The sequence below is a fragment of the Streptomyces sp. NPDC037410 genome, assembly GCF_055602235.1.
This window is the reverse complement of the sequence record NZ_JBVJWR010000001.1, coordinates 384084-399671: the sequence shown is the minus strand read 5'-3', so window position 1 is coordinate 399671 and position 15588 is coordinate 384084. Positions and strand designations below refer to the sequence as shown.

Sequence of the window (15588 nt, the reverse complement as noted above, 5' to 3'; positions counted from 1 at the left end):
GCGCCCCGGAAAACGCAGACAGGGCCGTCGGCGGTCCGTGAGACCCTGGAGGGGTACTGGACCGCCGACGAAAGCCTGCCTGTGACCGCCACGGACCGTTCCATCGAGCTCGTCAAGACCGCCGCCCAGGCGGCCGCCGACCGGCTCGCGCACGACATCATCGCGTACGACGTCAGCGACGTGCTGTCGATCACCGACGCCTTCCTGCTCGCCTCCGCGCCCAACGACCGCCAGGTCAAGTCGATCGTCGACGAGATCGAGGAGCGGCTGCTCAAGGAGCTCGGCGCCAAGCCGGTCCGCCGTGAGGGCGACCGCGACGCGCGCTGGATCCTCCTGGACTACGTCGACATCGTCGTCCACGTCCAGCACAGCGAGGAGCGGGTCTTCTACGCCCTGGAGCGGCTGTGGAAGGACTGCCCCGAGCTCGACCTGCCCGAGGACGCCCTGAAGACCCGCGGCAAGGCAGCCGAGCACGCCGCCCTGACCGGCGCCGACATCGAGGCCGGCTCGGGCCTTCCCGAGGGACCGGACGGTGAGCTGAGCTGAGCGCCGCCAAGGCCGGCAGCGGCCGCCGCATCGTCCTCTGGCGTCACGGCCAGACCGCCTGGAACCTGGAGCGCCGCTTCCAGGGCTCGACCGACATCGAGCTGACGGAGACCGGCGTCGCCCAGGCGCGCCGGGCCGCACGCCTGCTCGCCGCGCTCAAGCCGGACGCCATCGTGGCCTCCGACCTGAGGCGGGCGGCGGCCACCGCCGCCGAGCTCTCGGCGATCACCGGCCACGCCGTGGCCCACGACTCCGCCCTGCGCGAGACGTACGCGGGGGAGTGGCAGGGGCTGACCCACGACGAGATCGTCGCGCGGTACGGCGAGCAGTACGCCGCCTGGAAGCGCGGCGAGCCCGTGCGCCGGGGCGGCGGCGAGCTCGAGACCGAGGTGGCCGACCGGGCCGCCCCGGTGGTCCTTGGGCACGCCGACAAGCTCCCCGAGGACGGCACGCTCGTCGTGGTCAGCCACGGCGGCACCATCCGCACCACCATCGGCCGGCTCCTGGGCCTGGAGGCGCAGCACTGGGAGAGCCTGGGCGGGCTCTCCAACTGCTGCTGGTCGGTGCTCGGCCAGGGCGCGCGAGGCTGGCGCCTGCTCGAGCACAACGCCGGCACGCTGCCCGAGCCGGTCCTCGGCGACGACGACTGAGCCCCGCGACCGGCCTGCCGGATCCGGATTTCACTTTCCGGCAGGTCACAGGCTAGAGTTCTTCTTGTTCGGAGCGCGCAGCGCGAAGAGCACGAAGAACACAAGGGGCTATAGCTCAGTTGGTAGAGCGCCTGCATGGCATGCAGGAGGTCAGGAGTTCAATTCTCCTTAGCTCCACAGTCACCGGATCCCGTCCCCCACCAGGGGGGCGGGATTCGTCGTTCCGTCAGCTGTCCGGTCACATGGCCCGCAGGAGCGCCATCCCCTGCCGACTCTCCTCGTCGCTCGGCGTGTACGTCACGATCCGGCACTCCGGCATCCCGTTGACCGAGAGGGACACCGAGGTCAGCCGGACCTCGCCGATCAGCCCGTGCCGGAACGTCTTCACCCGCGTCCCCGGCGGGACCACGTCACCGCTGCTCCAGAGCCGGGCGAACTCCCGGCTGACCTCCGCGAGACGCCGTACGAACTCCTCCCAGTCGGGCTCGCCCACATGCCGGCCGTACGCACCCCGGAGCTGGGCCACCATCAGCGGCAGCTCCCGCTTCCGGTCGACCATCGGGCACTGGGACGCCGGGACGCTGAACAGCGCCCAGAGCACATTGCGTATGCCGAACGGGCCGGTGTCCAGCCCCTGTCCGCCCTGCATCAGGAGCCGCTCGTACAGGACGTTGGTCGCCAGCACGTCGTACCGCGCGTTGTAGAGCACCGCCGGGAGCGGGTCCAGGGCGTCGAGGATCCCCTGGAGCTCCGGGCTGACCTCCGGTATGTCCGGGGCCGACCGGTCGGGGGCGTACGGCACTTCGGCGAGGTGGTAGAGGTGCTCGCGCTCCGGCCGGTCGAGCCGGAGGGTGCGGGCCACCGCGTCGAGGACCTGCGCGGAGGCGTTGATCGGCCGGCCCTGTTCCAGCCACGTGTACCAGGTGACGCCGACGCCGGAGAGCTGGGCGACCTCCTCGCGGCGCAGCCCCGGCGTGCGCCGGCGGAGGCCCGGCGGCATCCCCACGTCCTCCGGGGACACCCTGGCCCGGCGGCTGCGCAGGAACGCGGCCAGTTCCGGTCGTCGCCGTCGCTGCGTCGGTAGCGCTGCCACAATCGTCACACCCCCATGGTCGAGTCCCCGTGCCGCCGTTGCCAGGTGGTGTCAGTACCAGCATCGGCGGGCTCTCGTTACCCGTATCCGATCGAGGTCACGCTCGACGCATGACCTCGACCACGACACGTCCCGCACCCAGTAAAGACCCTGCCACCGACACCCGCCCCGGACCCCTTCTCGGAGTGGTGCTCGCCGCCCAGTTCATGGCACTCCTCGACGTCTTCATCGTCAACGTGGCCGCCCCCACGATCCGGTCGGAACTCTCGGCGTCCGGAGGCGCGCTCCAACTCGTCATCGCCGGATACACGATCACCTACGCGGTGCTGCTGATCACCGGGGCCCGACTCGGCGACCGGATCGGCCACCGCCGGGCCTACCTCGGCGGCCTGGCCGTGTTCACCGCCGCCTCGCTCGCCTGCGGACTCGCCGCGGACGCCGGCCAGTTGATCGCCTTCCGACTGGTGCAGGGCGCGGGATCCGCCCTGATGATCCCTCAGGTGCTCAGCCTCATCCAGCGCAACTTCACGGGCGAGCACCGGGTCCGGGCCCTCAGCGCCTACTCCGCGGTCCTGGCCACCGGAGCGGCCGCCGGACAGGTCGTCGGTGGCGTCCTGGTGAGCGCAGACCTCTTCGGCACCGGCTGGCGGCCCGTCTTCCTCGTCAACGTCCCCATCGGGATCGCGCTGCTCGCCCTCGGCGCCCGCGTGCTGCCCCGGGACACCCACGCCGGGTCCACGCGTGCGCGTGCCCTCGACCTGCCCGGTCTGCTCCTGCTCGCCGCCGCCGTGTCCCTGCTGACCGTGCCCCTGGTCCTCGGCCAGGAGCAGGACTGGCCGCTGTGGACCTGGCTTTCCCTCGCCGGCTCCCTGGTGCTCGCCGCCGTCTTCGGTGTCCACGAGTCCCGGCTCGCCCGGCGCGGCGGCGCCCCGCTGATCGCCCCGCGCGTGCTGCGCATCCCGGGAATGGGGCGGGCCGTCCTCTGGATCACCGTGGCGATGGGCGTCAACGCCGGTTTCCTGTTCACCTTCACCCTGCACCTGCAGGGCGGGCTCGGCCACAGCGCCCTGCGCGCCGGACTCACCTTCGGCCCCGCCGCCGCCGTCTTCGGGGCCGTCGGACTGACCTGGCGGCGCTGGCCCGCCCGACTGCACCGCGCGCTGGTCCCCGCCGGATTCCTGCTCGCGGCCGCGGCACTCCTCGCCGTCGGCGGGCTGCTCCGGGACGGCGGCACCGGCGGCTGGGGGCTCTACCCGGCCCTGGGCGCGGTCGGCGCGGGGATCTCGCTGGCCTTCAGCCCGGCCCTGACCGGGGCGCTGGCCACCGTACGTCCCGAGGACGCGGCCGACGCCAGCGGACTGCTCGCCACCGTCACGCAGCTCGGGCAGCTCGTCGGCGTCGCCACGTTCGGCACCCTCTTCCTCAGCCGATACGCGAGTTCCGGAGCTCAGCAGTCCGCGGACGCGCTGTGGGCGACCGCCCTCGCCCTGGCCGCCGCGTCCGTGACGGGCGCCGTGGCGGGACTGCCGCGACGATCACGCTGACCCGCTTGCGAGGCCATGGCAGAATCGGACGGCCGGAGGGGGACGAGGATCCGGACGGGAGGGTGACCCAAGTGCTCGGCGACAACGGCAGGGTGTCCTATGGGTGCACGGCCTGCGGCCACAGCTGGAGCTGATTGATGGGTGCACACAGGCGGAAGTGCGACTGGTGCGGCAGCGGTACGCCCATCGTGCGCGACATGGACCCCGTCAATCCCGGGTTCCAGTACTGGTGCGAGGAGTGCGCGCGGGCGCTGATCATAAAAGGCGACCCCATCGAGACGTACCGTGAGCTCGAGGGGGAGCCGATCTACGGCCGGCTCCTCGACGAGCACTGCACCCTCAAGCGGTTCTACTCGTTCGCCACGGCCTGACGCCGCAGCGTCCACGCGTATCCCACGAGCAGCGCCGTCGCCGTCAGCGGATAGATCGCCGACAGCAGCATCTGCCCCGCGTTCTGGTCCAGTTCGGGACGGCCCGGGTCGTGCGGGACCCACCACAGCGCGAACGAGGCGAAGGCCAGCGCCACCGCCCCCGTCACCGGCCACGCGCGCGTGGCGCGGTCCGCGAGCAGGATCAGCAGGGGCACGCACCAGACCCAGTGGTGGGACCACGAGATCGGGCTGATCATCAGCGCCGTGAACGCGCAGACGACCACGGCCACCGCCTTGTCGCCGCGCACGGCCGCCCGTACCGCGAGCACCATCGCCGCGCCGCCCAGGACGGCCGCGGTCACCGCCCACCACATGCCCGGGTCGTCCGTGTGCATCAGCCGGGCCAGGACCCCGCGGATCGACTGGTTGGCGGTCTCCTCGGCGAAGCCGACCCGGCCGGTCTCGAACAGGGTCTCCGTCCAGAACCGCTTCGAGTCCGCGGGCAGGGCGACGGCCACGGCCAGCGTCGTCCCGAGGAACACCCCGGTCGCCGTCAGCGCCGTGCGCAGCCACTGGTTCATGCCCCGGTCCCGGCGCCACAGCAGCAGACCCGCGGCGAGCAGCAGGACCACGAAGAGCCCCGGTGTGAGCTTCACCGCGGTCGCCAGGCCGATGCCCAGGCCGGCCCAGCGGCTGCCCTCGCGGCGCGTGAGGTCCCAGAGCACCGCCACGGCTATGAGCAGGTTGATCTGGCCGTACCGCAGGGTCGTCCACACCGGCTCGCACCAGACCACGACGGAGGCGACCCACAGCGTCGTGCGCCACAGGTCCGTGCGCGACAGCGAGGGGCGGATCAGCTGGAGCGACAGCTGCACCAGCGCGACCACCAGGAGCAGGTTCCCCGCCGTCGTCAGCGTCCGCATCAGCGGAACTCCCACCAGGGTCAGCGGGACGAACAGCAGCGCCGCGAACGGCGGGTAGGTCATGCCGAGGTTCGCGGAGGTCGCGCGCATCGCGTACAGGTCGCCGCCGGCCCGGACCGTCTCGCCCTCCGCCCGGTAGACCATGACGTCGAGCATGTTCACGTGGGCGACGCGCTGCGCCACCCAGAAGGCCGTGAAGGAGAGCAGGCAGACCGCCGCGGCGGTGGCCAGGGGCCACGGGCGGGCGCGGGTTCGGGAGAGCACGGAGACGGACACAACCGGCGACCCTACCCGGGGGCCCGGACGGGACGGAGAAACCGATTTGGAGATCTGCCGCGCGGGCCGTTAATGTTCTGTTCGTCGCCGCGGTCGAGATCGAAGCCGGGATGACGCATCAAGGGGCTATAGCTCAGTTGGTAGAGCGCCTGCATGGCATGCAGGAGGTCAGGAGTTCAATTCTCCTTAGCTCCACAGATCGGAACCGAGCCATCCGGACCGGATGGCTCGCGCCGGTTCTGCGGTGAAATGAAACATTCCCGTACGCGGGGCTATAGCTCAGTTGGTAGAGCGCCTGCATGGCATGCAGGAGGTCAGGAGTTCAATTCTCCTTAGCTCCACAAAAAAGAAGCGGGTCACCCTGATCAGGGTGACCCGCTTCTTCGCGTTCTTCCGCTCCGCGGAACGCCGGTGCGGCCCGCGCGGGCCCTGCGGTACCCTGGCGCCATGCGTGCCGTACGCCTCCTGCTTACCGAGCCGCGCTGACCAGTCCCGACGGGTGACAGAGCATCCCGTCGGAGTCGGCGCGGCATCCCCTCCTGTGCGAGGGGATTTTTCATTTCGGGCATTCGTGGCAGTGGGGCAGAGACGATCGATGGAGCATCAAGGACCATGACCGAGATCACGACGGCCGCCGAGACGGCGGCCCCTCATCGCTACACGGCAGCCATGGCCGCCGACATCGAGGCACGCTGGCAGGACTTCTGGGACGCCGAGGGCACCTACGAGGCGCCGAACCCCACCGGTGACCTGGCGGGCGACCCCGCGGTCGCCGCCCTGCCCAAGAAGTTCATCATGGACATGTTCCCGTACCCCTCGGGTGCGGGCCTGCACGTCGGCCACCCGCTGGGCTACATCGCCACGGACGTCTTCGCCCGCCACGCGCGCATGACCGGCCACAACGTGCTGCACACCCTGGGCTTCGACGCCTTCGGCCTGCCGGCCGAGCAGTACGCCGTGCAGACGGGCACGCACCCGCGTGTGTCCACCGAGGCCAACATGGAGAACATGAAGGTCCAGCTGCGCCGGCTGGGCCTGGGCCACGACAAGCGCCGGTCGTTCGCCACGATCGACCCGGAGTACTACAAGTGGACCCAGTGGATCTTCCTGCAGATCTTCAACTCCTGGTACGACGACGAGGCCAAGAAGGCCCGTCCGATCGCCGAGCTGATCGAGCAGTTCGAGAACGGCACCCGTGAGGTCCCCGGCACGCGCGCGTGGAGCGAGCTGACCGCCGTCGAGCGCTCCGAGGTCCTGGGCGAGTACCGCCTGGCGTACGCCTCCGACGCGCCGGTCAACTGGTGCCCCGGCCTGGGCACCGTCCTGGCCAACGAGGAGGTCACCGCCGACGGCCGCTCCGAGCGCGGCAACTTCCCGGTCTTCAAGGCCAAGCTGCGCCAGTGGAACATGCGGATCACCGCCTACGCGGACCGCCTGCTCGACGACCTGGACGCGCTGGACTGGCCCGAGGCCATCAAGCTGCAGCAGCGGAACTGGATCGGCCGCTCCGAGGGCGCCCGCGTCGACTTCCAGGTCGGCGACACCGGAGCCATCACGGTCTTCACCACCCGCCAGGACACCCTGTTCGGCGCCACCTACATGGTCCTGGCGCCCGAGCACGACCTGGTCGAGAAGATCGTCCCGGCCATCTGGCCCGAGGGCACCCACGAGGTGTGGACCGGCGGTCACGCCACCCCCTCCGAGGCCGTCGACGCCTACCGCAAGCAGGCCGCCTCGAAGTCCGACGTCGAGCGCCAGGCCGAGGCCAAGGACAAGACCGGCGTCTTCACCGGCGCGTACGCGACCAACCCGGTCAGCGGACAGCAGGTCCCCGTCTTCATCGCCGACTACGTCCTGATGGGCTACGGCACCGGCGCGATCATGGCCGTCCCCGCGCACGACAGCCGCGACTTCGCCTTCGCGCGCGCCTTCGAGCTGGCGATGCGCTGCGTCGTCGAGCCCAGTGACGATCGCGGCACCGACCCGTCGACCTGGGACGACGCCTTCTCCTCGTACGAGGCGAAGCTGGTCAACTCGGCCAACGACGAGATCTCGCTGGACGGCCTGGGCGTCGTCGACGCCAAGGCGAAGATCACCTCCTGGCTGTCCGACCGCGGCATCGGCGAAGGCACCGTCAACTTCCGTCTGCGCGACTGGCTGTTCAGCCGCCAGCGGTACTGGGGCGAGCCCTTCCCGATCGTCTACGACGAGGACGGCGTCGCCCACTCGCTGCCCGAGTCGATGCTGCCCCTGGAGCTGCCGGAGGTAGAGGACTACTCGCCGCGCACCTTCGACCCCGACGACGCGGACACCCAGCCGGAGACCCCGCTGTCCCGCAACGAGGACTGGGTCAACGTCACCCTGGACCTGGGCGACGGCAACGGCCCGCGCCGCTACCGGCGCGAGACCAACACCATGCCCAACTGGGCCGGCTCCTGCTGGTACGAGCTGCGCTACCTGGACCCGCACAACTCCGAGAAGCTGGTCGACCCCGCCGTCGAGCAGTACTGGATGGGCCCCCGCGAGGGCATGCCGACCGGCGGCGTCGACCTGTACGTCGGCGGCGCCGAGCACGCCGTGCTGCACCTGCTGTACGCGCGCTTCTGGTCGAAGATGCTGTTCGACCTGGGCCACGTCTCCTCGGCCGAGCCGTTCCACAAGCTGTACAACCAGGGCATGATCCAGGCCTTCGTCTACCGGGACGCGCGCGGGATCGCCGTGCCGGCCGCCGAGGTCGAGGAGCGGGACGGCGCGTTCTACTACCAGGGCGAGAAGGTCAGCCGCGTCCTGGGCAAGATGGGCAAGTCCCTGAAGAACGCGGTCACGCCGGACGAGATCTGCTCCGAGTACGGCGCCGACACCCTGCGCCTGTACGAGATGGCGATGGGCCCCCTGGACGTGTCGCGCCCCTGGGACACGCGCGCGGTGGTCGGCCAGTACCGGCTGCTGCAGCGGCTGTGGCGCAACATCGTCGACGAGGCGACCGGCGAGGTCACCGTCGTCGACACCGCGCCCGACGAGGACACGCTGCGTGCCCTGCACAAGGCGATCGACGGCGTCGCGCAGGACATGGCCGCGATGCGCTTCAACACTGCCATCGCCAAGATCACCGAGCTGAACAACCACCTGACCAAGTCCGGTGGCGCGATCTCCCGGCCGGTCGCCGAGCAGCTGGTGCTGCTGGTCGCCCCGCTGGCCCCGCACATCGCCGAGGAGCTGTGGCGCAAGCTGGGCCACACCGCCTCGGTCGTCCACCAGGACTTCCCGGTCGCCGACCCGGCGTACGTCGTCGACGAGACCGTGACCTGCGTCGTGCAGATCAAGGGCAAGGTCAAGGCCCGCCTGGAGGTCTCCCCGTCGATCACGGACGCGGAGCTGGAGACGCTGGCGCTGGCAGACCCGCACGTGGTCGCGGCGCTGGGCGGCGCGGAGATCCGCAAGGTGATCGTCCGCGCGCCGAAGCTGGTGAACATCGTCGCCGGCTAACGGCACATAGGGGTTTCCCCTACGGGCAGGTTGGGGGTTCCGATGGAACCCGCGGCCTGCCCGTTCCGTTTAACGTGGAGGAACCACAGCCGTGGGGATTCGACGGACGCCGGAGGGGCGCACATGGAAGCCACGATTATCACGATCATGGCCCTGCTCTTCTTGTCCTTCGTGGCGCTCGGGGTGTTCGTCACCGTGAAGGTCGCGAAGGCCGCCGCGCGCGGGGTCGACCGCACCATCGACCAGGCCCGGCGCACGGTCGAGGAGACCACGCTGCGGGCCAAGAGCTTCGGTCAGGCCGGGGCCGCTGCCGAGCTCGCCCGGCTGCGGCTGTCGCTGCGCACCTCGATGCGCGCCACCCAGGAGGCGCTGCAGGCGGGCGTCGGCGAGGACGCCTCGCTGAAGGAGTCGCTCGACCTGTTCCACCGGCTCAGCGCCCACGGACACGAGCTGGACGCGGACCTCAAGCGCATGGAGCGCGAGCCCGACCGGGCGTGGGTGGCCGGACAGCTGCCCGAGCTCGCCGCGCGGACCGAGCGGATCACCGGCTCGGCCGACGCGCTGCGCCGCGCCGCCCGGGACCGGGCGGTGAAGTTCGCCGAGGACGACCTGTCGACGCTCAGCGCCCAGATCGACGTCGAGGCGGGCGCCCTGCGCCACTGGACGCGCCCGGAGGCCGCGCCGGGAGCGACCCGGGATGCCGGACCCGGGGCGGCGGACGCGGCGACGGCCGACGGCCGGGGGAAGCCCGCCGGTCCCGGCCGCGAGACGGCCCCCGGGGCCGGTGGAGAGCGCTCCGCGATCACGGCACCCGATCCCCGGCGCACCGCCTACCCGTGGGAGAAGTCGGCCCGCCCGGAGACCACGACGTGATGGCTTTCGGCGAAGGCAGGCCGGGGTGCGGGTGGGCGTCCCGGTGAGAAGGGGGGCCGGGCTGCCGTGCGGTGGCCCCGGCGGGTAACCTCCCGCTCATGTCCCGGCATGTCGCGATCGTCACCGATTCCACGGCCTACCTGCCACGCCAGACGAGGGAGCGGCACGCCATCACCACGGTCCCGCTGACCGTCGTCATCGGCGACCGCGCCCTCGAGGAGGGCACCGAGATCTCGGCGAAGGCCCTTGCCGAGGCCCTGCAGAAGCGCCGGCCCGTCACCACCTCGCGGCCGAGCCCCGAGGTCTTCGCCGAGGCCTACCGCGAGGCCGCGGAGGCGGGCGCGAAGGGCATCGTCTCGCTCCATCTGTCCGCCGAGGTCTCCGGGACCTACGACGCCGCCGTGCTCGCGGCCAAGGACGCCCCCGTGCCCGTACGGGTGGTGGACACCCGCATGATGGGCATGGCCCTGGGCTTCTGCGCACTCGCCGCGGCGGAGGTCGCCGAGGCCGGCGGTTCCCTCGACGAGGCGGTCGCGGCGGCCGAGAAGCGTGCCGCGGGGACCTCCGCCTACTTCTACGTCGACACCCTGGACTATCTGCGCAGGGGCGGCCGCATCGGGACCGCCCAGGCGCTGCTCGGCTCGGCGCTCGCGGTGAAGCCGCTCCTCGAACTCGACGCCGGGCGGATCGAACTGCGGGAGAAGGTACGGACGGCCTCGAAGGCCATCGCGCGCCTGGAGGAGATCGCCGTGGACCGGGCCGGCTCCGGCTCCGTCGATATCGCCGTGCACCACCTCTCCGCACCGGAGCGGGCCGCCGCGCTCGCGGACCGGCTCAGGGAGCGCGTCCCGGGAATCGAGGAACTCCAGGTCAGCGAGGTGGGAGCGGTCATCGGCGCCCACACGGGCCCGGGTCTCCTCGCGGTCGTCGTCTCGCCGCGCTGAGGCAGCCGGGTTCCCTCCGTCCCCCACACGGGTGAGGGAGTTTTCCACAGCGGAGCGTCTGTCCACGGAAGACGGCTGCGCTCCGCACGGGCCTTCCGTGATCTCTACCGTCACGGACATGACTCTTCGTACACGTATCGCAGCGACCACCTCCAGGACCTCGGGCAGGGCGGGTGCTCCGACGAGCGGGCCCGGACGGGCGCCCGGATCGGACGGGCGCAGCCGCCCGGGAGGGCGGGGCTCCCCGGCCGGGCGGGCCAGGACACGAGACCGGGTCGGGCGGGCTCCCGCCCTGCCCGGGGGTGCCGTGCGGCGTCGGGCGGACGCACTGTTCCCGGCGGCGACACCACCGGTGCCGGTGCCGATTCCGGTGCCTTCGCCGGAGATTCGGGAGGCACCGGATGTCCGTGAAGTGCCGGAGGCGCCGGAGCGGGGTTCCCCGCCGGGGGTACGGGAGCGGGTGGCCGCGCTCCTCCGCGACCGGGCCCCGGTGTGGGTGCAGACCAGGTGCGGGCTCGAACCGAGGGCGCTGGCCGCGCTGACGTTGGTGCTGCTCCTGGCCGCGGGCCTCGCGGCCGGGTACTTCTGGACCGGGCGGCCGGAGCCGGTGCGCGCTCCCGAACTCGTCCGGGCCGCTGCTCCCCTGCCCGCCGTGCCCGCTGCCAAGCCCGGTTCGGGCGAGGCGCCGGGTGCCGGGCCCGGGCCGGTGCCGGGGGCCGGGGCCTCCGGGGCGCGGGTCGTCGTCGACATCGGCGGCAAGGTGCGCAGGCCCGGGGTGCTGACCCTGCCGGCCGGCTCGCGTGTGGCGGATGCCCTGCGGGCGGCGGGCGGAGCGGAGCCCGGCGCGGACCTCACCGGGGTGAACCGGGCCCGCGTCCTGTTCGACGGCGAGCAGGTTCTGATCGGTCTGCCGGGGACGCAGGTGGGCGGGGCGGGTCCCGGTTCCGGCTCCGGTCCCGGTGGCGCCGGGAGCGGGGGCCCGGGGGTGCCGGTGAGCCTCAACTCGGCCACGGCGGAACAGCTGGACGGCCTCCCCGGTGTGGGACCCGTGCTCGCGCAGCACATCGTCGACCACCGGACGGAGCACGGCGGCTTCCGGTCGGTCGGGGAGCTGCGGGAGGTCGACGGCATCGGCGAGCGTCGGTTCGCCGATCTCGAACCGCTGGTCCGGCCATGAAGGACGACGAGGGGCCGCCCGATCTCCGTCTCGTCCCCCTCGCGGCGGCTGCCTGGGCGGCGGCGGCCTGTGCCGTGGGCGTCACCGGGTGGTGGACGGTGGCCGGTGTCGCGGTGTGCCTGGTGGGGGCCGTGCTTCTGCTGGTGCGGGCGTCGGTCCGGCGGCGCCGTGGCCGGGACGACGGTTCCGGAGCCGCCGCACCAGGAGCCGCACCAGAGTGGCGATCCGCGCTACCAGGGGCCACAGCAGGGTGGCGATCCGCCGGACCAGGGGCCACACCCGGGTGGCGATTACGGGCGACCGCCTGGGCCGGGGTCCTGCTCTGTGCGGCGGCCGGAGCCGCCTCGGCGGGGCTGCACGCGGCGGATCTGCGGCGGGGGCCCGTCCCGGAGCTGGCGCGGGAGTACGCGCTGGCGCGGCTTGAGGTGGCGGTGACCTCCGACGCCCGGCTCACCCGGCCCAAGGTCCGGGGCAACGCGATGGCCCCGGTCTCGATCGTCCTGGACGGCGAGGTGACCCGGGTCGAGCGGTCGGACGGTTCGGTCCACCGGACCCGCACGCCGGTCCTGCTGATCGTGCCGTCGGGAAGGGGGCGGGAGGAGTGGCTGCGGCTCCTCCCCACCACCCGGCTCCGGGTCGGCGCCCGGCTCGCGCCGCCGCTGCGACCGGGGGAACCCTTCGCGGCGGTAGTCAAGGTCGACGGAGCCGGACCACCGCGGATCGTCGGCCCGCCGAGCACCCTGCAACGGACGGCGGGGGACCTGCGCGCCGGGCTGCGGAGGGCGACCGACAAGCTCGATCCCGACGCGCGGGCTCTGCTGCCGGGACTGGTCGTCGGGGACACCTCCCGGGTCGGACCCGAGTTGCGGGACGCGTTCGAGGCGACCGATCTCACCCACCTTCTGGCGGTGTCCGGCAGCAATCTGACGGTCGTCCTGCTCCTGCTCATCGGGAGGCCGGGGCGGGCGCACCAGGTGGAGCGGGGCGGGCTCGCGCCACGGATCGGGTTGTCGCTGCGGGTCACGGCACTGGCCGGGGGAGGGCTGACGCTCGCGTTCGTGATCGTCTGCCGGCCGGACCCGAGCGTGCTGCGTGCCGCGGCCTGCGGTCTGGTCGCGCTGCTCGCGATCGGTACGGGACGCAGGAGATCGCTGATCCCCGCGCTGGCCGCCGCCGTGCTCGTCCTCGTGCTCTACGACCCCTGGCTCGCCCGGAGCTACGGCTTCCTGCTCTCGGTCCTGGCGACCGGGGCGCTGCTGACGATCGCCCCGCGGTGGAGCGAGGCGCTGCGGCGGCGCCGGGTGCCCGGCCGACTGGCGGAGGCGCTGGGTGCGGCCCTGGCGGCGCAGGCGGTGTGCGCGCCGGTCGTGGTGGTGTTCGCCGCCCGGGTGAGTCTGGTCGCCGTCCCGGCGAACCTCTTCGCCGAACTCGCGGTGGCGCCGGCGACGGTGTGCGGGTTCGCGACGCTCGCCCTTGCGGCGGTCTGGATGCCGGCCGCGGAGGGGCTGGCGTGGGTGGCGGGATGGCCGGCCGGGTGGCTCGCGCGGGTGGCCCGTACGGGCGCCGCACTGCCGGGGGCCGAGCTGGCCTGGCCGGGCGGCTGGTGGGGAGGGCTCGCCCTGGCGCTGCTCACGGTCCTGCTGGTCCTCGGGGCGCGGAGGCTGCCGTACCGGGGTGCGGTCGGTGTGATCGTCGGCGGGGTGCTCCTGCTCGTGGTGGTGCGGCCGGCGCCGCTCGCCCGGTGGACGACGGGGTGGCCGCCGCCCGGCTGGGTGTTCGCGATGTGCCAGGTGGGGCAGGGGGACGCGGCGGTGCTCGCGGCGGGCGGGGACTCCGCCGTCGTGGTGGACGCGGGACCGGACCCGGTGCTTGTGGACCGCTGTCTGCGTGAACTCGGGGTGCGGAGGGTGCCGTTGCTGGTGCTCACCCACTTCCACGCGGACCATGTGGCCGGGCTTCCCGGAGTGCTGCGGGGAAGGTCGGTGGGTGCGATCCAGATCACGGGGCTCGAAGAGCCGCCTGGCCAGGCCGCGTTCGTGCGGCGGACCGCGGCCGCCGCCGGGGTGCCGCTGGTGCGTGCGGGACCGGGGGAGCGGCGGAGGATCGGGGGCCTGGAGTGGCGGGTGCTCTGGCCGTGGGCCGGTGCCGGAGCGTCCGCGGTCCCGGAGGTGTTCGACGGCGGGCCCAACGACGCCAGTGTCACGTTGCTCGTCCGTACCGCCGGAGGGCTGAGGCTGCTGCTCCTGGGGGACCTCGAACCGCCGGCCCAGCGGGCGCTGGTGCGGTTGCATCCGGGTCTCGGGCCGGTGGACGTGCTCAAGGTCGCCCATCACGGTTCAGCGCACCAGGACCCGGGCCTGATACAGGCGGTGCGACCGAGGCTCGCGCTGGTGTCGGCGGGGCGTGACAACCCGTACGGGCATCCCTCGCCCCGGACGCTGGAGGGGCTGCGGGCGGGCGGCGCGCGGGTGCTGCGGACCGATCAGGACGGGGCGGTCGCGGTGGTGGGGGCGGGGGCCGGGCTTGTGGCCGTGCCGGGAGGAGGGTGAGGCTCTGGGAGATGCCGGGAGCCGGTGAGTGACTGCTGTCCTCGCCGGTGCCGGGGCTGCGGGAACTGCCCGCGTGGGGGATGCGGCGGTGCCTGGCGTCGAGCGCGGCGTGGGGCCGGTCGGCCGCGCTAAGCGGAATCTCCAATTCGGACCCTCGGTAACACTTCCGGTCACTCCTCCCGTTTGCCTCGAACGCCTCAGCAGTGATCGAATGCAACTTTGTTGCATAGTGAACGAGTCGCACGGGGGTGCGTGAAGAATGTTCGATCGTCTCTTCGGGAAGCGTGCGACGGGAGCCGCGCGCGGCGGCCCGCTCGCCGGTCTCGCCGTCCCCTCCTCCGCCGGCGTGCTGAGCTGCCGGGTGCTGGACCCCGTGCACGAACCCGTCCGGCAGGCCGAGTTCGTCGTCAGTGACACGGCGGGCCGCAAGATCCTGGCCGGCGAGACCGATCCGTACGGGACCGTCCTCGCGACCGTGCCGGCCGGCGAGTACCGCGTCGCCGTCACCTCCGAGGGCTATACGCCCTACCACGGCGGTGCCGTCGTCGCCGAGGGCGAGCACCAGGGCCTCGGCGACGTCCTGCTCCAGGTCGCGCCCCAGCCCCAGCTCCCCGAGCCGGGCGACTGGGAGATCGACCCCGCGCACTCGCAGATCGGCTTCACGGCACGCCACATCGGCCTCGCCCGGATCCACGGAAGGTTCAACAGCTTCGCGGGCGCGGTGCGGATCGCCGAGCGCATGGAGCACTCCGCGATGCACGTCGTCATCGACGCCGCGTCCATCGACACCGGGGTGCAGATGCGCGACGACCATCTGCGCTCCGGTGACTTCCTCGACGTCGGCGCCTACCCCACGCTGGAGTTCTACAGCGAGCGCTTCGTCCACCGGGGCGGCAGCCGCTGGGCGGTCACCGGCGCGCTCACCCTGCACGGAGTGAGCCGCACGGTGACCCTGGACACCCAGTACCTGGGCCTCGGGAACGGCCTGGAGGGCGAGACCCGGGGCGCCTGCCGGGCCACCACCGAGCTGCACCGGGAGGACTTCACCCTCACCTGGCAGACGCTGCTCGCGCGGGGCATCGCGGCCGTCGGGTCGAGCATCAGCATCGACCTCGACATCCAGATCGTCCCCAAGAAGGGCTGACGGCCGGTCCCG

Annotated in this window: 12 protein-coding genes and 3 tRNA genes; 13 read left to right on the top strand and 2 right to left on the bottom strand. The window is 72.5% G+C overall.

Annotated elements, in window-relative coordinates:
- Nucleotides 1-81: 81 nt before the first annotated feature.
- The 3 genes from rsfS (at nt 82) to ACZ7HT_RS01880 (ending at nt 1373) form a co-directional block, all read left to right on the top strand.
- Complete coding sequence (rsfS, locus tag ACZ7HT_RS01890) at nt 82-546, top strand: ribosome silencing factor (protein ID WP_366035795.1); 465 nt, start codon at nt 82-84, stop codon at nt 544-546.
- Nucleotides 543-1196: a histidine phosphatase family protein gene (locus tag ACZ7HT_RS01885; protein WP_471159034.1), complete on the top strand. Its 654-nt coding sequence runs from the start codon at nt 543-545 to the stop codon at nt 1194-1196. Before rsfS ends, ACZ7HT_RS01885 begins: the two co-directional genes overlap by 4 nt.
- A gap of 104 nt (nt 1197-1300) precedes the next feature.
- Nucleotides 1301-1373, top strand: a tRNA-Ala gene (locus ACZ7HT_RS01880).
- Nucleotides 1374-1434: 61 nt separating this feature from the next.
- On the opposite strand, the gene ACZ7HT_RS01875 is transcribed toward ACZ7HT_RS01880, so the two are convergent.
- The gene (locus ACZ7HT_RS01875; protein ID WP_471158686.1) at nt 1435-2298 is read right to left on the bottom strand and encodes a helix-turn-helix transcriptional regulator; all 864 of its coding nucleotides are present in this window, start codon (nt 2296-2298) and stop codon (nt 1435-1437) included.
- A 101-nt stretch (nt 2299-2399) separates the two neighbouring features.
- Here ACZ7HT_RS01875 and ACZ7HT_RS01870 point away from each other — a divergent pair, with 101 nt between their 5' ends.
- Together ACZ7HT_RS01870 and ACZ7HT_RS01865 are read left to right on the top strand one after the other, a co-directional pair.
- Nucleotides 2400-3833 carry an MFS transporter gene (locus tag ACZ7HT_RS01870; RefSeq protein ID WP_471158684.1) on the top strand — a complete coding sequence of 478 codons (1434 nt, stop codon included), beginning with the start codon at nt 2400-2402 and terminating at the stop codon, nt 3831-3833.
- Nucleotides 3834-3970: 137 nt separating this feature from the next.
- Nucleotides 3971-4204, top strand: coding sequence for a hypothetical protein (locus ACZ7HT_RS01865; RefSeq protein WP_015033559.1), 234 nt, complete (start codon nt 3971-3973; stop codon nt 4202-4204).
- Here the strand turns inward: ACZ7HT_RS01865 and ACZ7HT_RS01860 are convergent.
- Nucleotides 4183-5403: a glycosyltransferase 87 family protein gene (locus ACZ7HT_RS01860; protein ID WP_471158683.1), complete on the bottom strand. Its 1221-nt coding sequence runs from the start codon at nt 5401-5403 to the stop codon at nt 4183-4185. The two genes, ACZ7HT_RS01865 and ACZ7HT_RS01860, sit on opposite strands and share 22 nt — an antisense overlap.
- A gap of 122 nt (nt 5404-5525) precedes the next feature.
- On the opposite strand from ACZ7HT_RS01860, the gene ACZ7HT_RS01855 reads away from it, so the two are divergent.
- The 8 genes from ACZ7HT_RS01855 to ACZ7HT_RS01820 all read left to right on the top strand — a co-directional run bounded on the left by ACZ7HT_RS01855 (nt 5526) and on the right by ACZ7HT_RS01820 (nt 15576).
- Nucleotides 5526-5598 (top strand) — tRNA-Ala (locus ACZ7HT_RS01855).
- A gap of 73 nt (nt 5599-5671) precedes the next feature.
- A tRNA-Ala gene (locus ACZ7HT_RS01850) sits at nt 5672-5744 on the top strand.
- A 271-nt stretch (nt 5745-6015) separates the two neighbouring features.
- Entirely contained in the window at nt 6016-8889 is a 2874-nt protein-coding gene (leuS, locus tag ACZ7HT_RS01845) for a leucine--tRNA ligase (protein ID WP_471158681.1), read from the top strand.
- A gap of 123 nt (nt 8890-9012) precedes the next feature.
- The gene (locus tag ACZ7HT_RS01840; RefSeq protein ID WP_471158679.1) at nt 9013-9762 is read left to right on the top strand and encodes a hypothetical protein; all 750 of its coding nucleotides are present in this window, start codon (nt 9013-9015) and stop codon (nt 9760-9762) included.
- Between the two features lie 98 nt (nt 9763-9860).
- On the top strand, nt 9861-10706 hold the full coding sequence (locus ACZ7HT_RS01835; protein WP_382661337.1) for a DegV family protein: 846 nt from the start codon (nt 9861-9863) through the stop codon (nt 10704-10706).
- Nucleotides 10707-11118: 412 nt separating this feature from the next.
- Nucleotides 11119-11883, top strand: coding sequence for a ComEA family DNA-binding protein (locus ACZ7HT_RS01830; RefSeq protein ID WP_471158677.1), 765 nt, complete (start codon nt 11119-11121; stop codon nt 11881-11883).
- On the top strand, nt 11880-14432 hold the full coding sequence (locus ACZ7HT_RS01825) for a ComEC/Rec2 family competence protein (protein WP_471158675.1): 2553 nt from the start codon (nt 11880-11882) through the stop codon (nt 14430-14432). Before ACZ7HT_RS01830 ends, ACZ7HT_RS01825 begins: the two co-directional genes overlap by 4 nt.
- Nucleotides 14433-14691: 259 nt before the next feature.
- Nucleotides 14692-15576, top strand: a complete 885-nt coding sequence (locus tag ACZ7HT_RS01820; RefSeq protein WP_471158673.1) for a YceI family protein — start codon at nt 14692-14694, stop codon at nt 15574-15576.
- Nucleotides 15577-15588: the final 12 nt, after the last annotated feature.